Source organism: Paenibacillus sp. 01T442, assembly GCF_056398345.1.
The window spans coordinates 1-2,826 of record NZ_JBFTPF010000173.1; the positions used below are offsets into that span (position 1 = coordinate 1).

Consider the following 2,826-nt stretch of genomic DNA (forward strand, 5'->3'; position numbering starts at 1 on the left):
CCCTTCAAACGGAATGCTATACACGAAAGTTGCATGGAAACAACGCAGACGGTGAAAAAGTGCTAAAGATTTTTGCGATTGGTGGAATGGTTGTGTGATCGGAGTGAGGTTTGAGCGGTCATTGGCTGCGGATTGCTGGGTATTTGAGAGTATTTGTGGGGCTTGCGGGGCTTGCGGGGCTTGCGGGGCTTGCGGGGCTACAACCGCTAGTAATAACCTGGATTGGTATGATCTGTCAGATTAGCAGGGTTGGCGGGGCATGAATTGCACTTTGCACAATATTTAACTGGAAAACATACAGCTATTTCAGAAGAAAATCTCCAAATTTTCGGTTTAGATGTATTTCATGTAGTTAAATTCCCCTCAATTGCTCAAATCGCCGAAAATCCCTGATATTACCTACAGAAAATCCAGTTAAACATGTCAATCAGCCCATTCTAGCTAAATTAACTGTACAATTTCCATCTATTTGCTCCTGGACCCCGATCATCCCTAACAAACTATCACTTACCCCCAACCACAATAAAGGACCAAATGACACTAGTTCGCGGGTTGGCGGGCGAGCTTGTCGGGCGATTTGTTGGCCGGTTCGTAAGTCAGTCCGCGGGTCGAGTCGTGGATCGGTACGTTGGTCGGTTCATAAATCAGTCCGGGAGTCGAGTTGTGAGTCGGGTTCGTTCGTTGGTTTGTGATTTGGTTTGTGAGTCAATTTGTGAGTGAGCGCTCGTGGGGGCGGTCCGTTGGTTAGTGATTAGTTAATGAGTTAATGAAGTTAATGAGCCAAACATACAGTAGTCTTACTCGATTAAAGTATTTCATGTAGTTAATTCCCCCACCCACCAGACTCCCCTTGTAACATCAGATTTCCCTCACCAACAAACTCAAACCAAAATGCCCTCCAATCCACATCAGTGGATCAAAGGGCATCATCATCACTTCACACTTCATATCACATCATTAAATATTCTAGTGCTCATCCCAGCTGTCTAGGTAAGCTTTTTGCTCATCTGAGAGAACATCTACACTCGTACCTAGCGATTCGAGCTTGAAGCGAGCAACTTGCTCATCCAATACATAAGGAACATTGACAACTGTATTTCCAAGGGATTGGTAGGAATCGTTCACATATTTCAAGGACATCGCTTGAAGCGCAAATGTCATATCCATGATTTCAGCCGGATGACCATCCCCAGCAGCTAGGTTAACTAAGCGGCCTTCAGCTAAGATATACACTTTGCGACCATCTGTTAATTGATATTCTTCAATGTTACGTCGAACTGTACGCTTGGAGGAAGACAACGCCTCTAGCTCAGGTTTGTTCACTTCAACATCAAAGTGACCCGCGTTCGATAGAATCGCGCCATCTTTCATCACTTTGTAGTGTTCGCCACGGATAACATCGCGATTACCTGTAACCGTAACGAAGAAATCACCCAATTTCGCAGCTTCGATCATTGGCATAACTGCGAAACCATCCATATACGCTTCAACGCCTTTAATCGCATCGATTTCAGTAACGATTACGTTAGCGCCTAAGCCTTTAGCGCGCATAGCCACACCCTTACCACACCAGCCGTAGCCAACTACAACGACAGTTTTACCTGCAACCACCAAGTTTGTTGTACGGTTGATGCCATCCCATACGGATTGGCCTGTTCCGTATCGGTTATCAAACAAGTATTTACAGTAAGCATCGTTAACAGCAACCATCGGGAAACCGAGTTTCCCGTCTTTTTMCATCGCTTTCAAACGAAGAATACCCGTTGTCGTTTCTTCCGCACCACCGCGCACATTTATAGCCAAATCCTTACGCTCGGAGTGAAGAAGTGAGACTAAGTCGCCACCGTCATCAATAATGAGATCTGGTTTGGATTCCAATGATTTAACAAGAAGCTCTTTGTATTCTTCTGGACTCGGGTTGTATTTGGCAAATACTGTGATTCCATCTTCAACAAGTGCCGCACATACATCATCTTGCGTGGAAAGCGGGTTACTACCCGTGATCGTAACTTCAGCTCCACCAGCTTTAACAACCTTCGCTAAGTAGGCTGTTTTAGCTTCCAAATGCAAGGAGATTGTTACTTTCAAACCTTTGAAAGGCTGTTCTTTCTCAAATTGCTCACGAATTCGATTCAAAACAGGCATGTGCGCCTGAACCCAATCAATTTTCAAATGACCATCCGGCGCTAACGCCATGTCAGTTACAATACTGTTTGTTGCAGTTGTCATCTTCGTTCCTCCTACAAATAATAGATACGATGCATGCCGTCAACAGGTATTGGCGTCTCAAGTAAATGATGCAGCCAAGCATTCCCATAACGATTCAGATAAGCACACCCATTATACACTCTTTCTTGGGGCTTGGCTAACGGAAAAATAGTTAGTCGAACACGGTCCAACTGCCGGATCGCTGCATCGAATTGCGTATGTGACGCTTCGCTTGCCTTATGATGCAAATAATCGATTTGTTCCACGATTTTAGCCAGATTTGTATCACCGAGTTTTTTGACACCAGGATTAATACCACTGAGAGACTCCACAAGGGGAGCGTAGGCGCTAAGGAATGACTCCTTAACAGTTTCAAACCGTTCGTTGAGCTGAAGTGTATCTTGCGCATCCAACCACGCTTGTTTCTTCTCATCAAAGCGTTCCAGAACGTCTGTCAAAGTAAGCTCATATTTGTCCATCTGTTTCTTTATCGTGCCCTCAATCAAAGTAAACTCCAAGCGCGGCACCACAATCGGCATACGCATATGAAAATGTTCGAACGCTTGCTTCGTCAGCGCCCAGTAAGCAATTTCCCCTGGGCCTAGCACTGTCGCCAGA

General features: G+C 45.2%; 3 protein-coding genes. 1 reads left to right on the forward strand and 2 read right to left on the reverse strand.

All coding sequences use genetic code 11. The annotated features are described in order from the left end of the window. The first annotated feature begins 110 nt into the window (after positions 1-110). A complete protein-coding gene (locus AC1DLM_RS35090) occupies positions 111-263 on the forward strand; it encodes a hypothetical protein (protein ID WP_477572588.1) in 153 nt (50 codons plus the stop codon). 703 nt (positions 264-966) lie between these two features. On the opposite strand, the gene AC1DLM_RS35095 is transcribed toward AC1DLM_RS35090, so the two are convergent. Beyond that, complete coding sequence (locus tag AC1DLM_RS35095) at positions 967-2,229, reverse strand: adenosylhomocysteinase (RefSeq protein WP_477572589.1); 1,263 nt, start codon at positions 2,227-2,229, stop codon at positions 967-969. An 11-nt stretch (positions 2,230-2,240) separates the two neighbouring features. After that, the coding region (bshC, locus tag AC1DLM_RS35100) for a bacillithiol biosynthesis protein BshC (RefSeq protein ID WP_477572590.1) at positions 2,241-2,826 on the reverse strand (586 nt) is incomplete at its 5' end.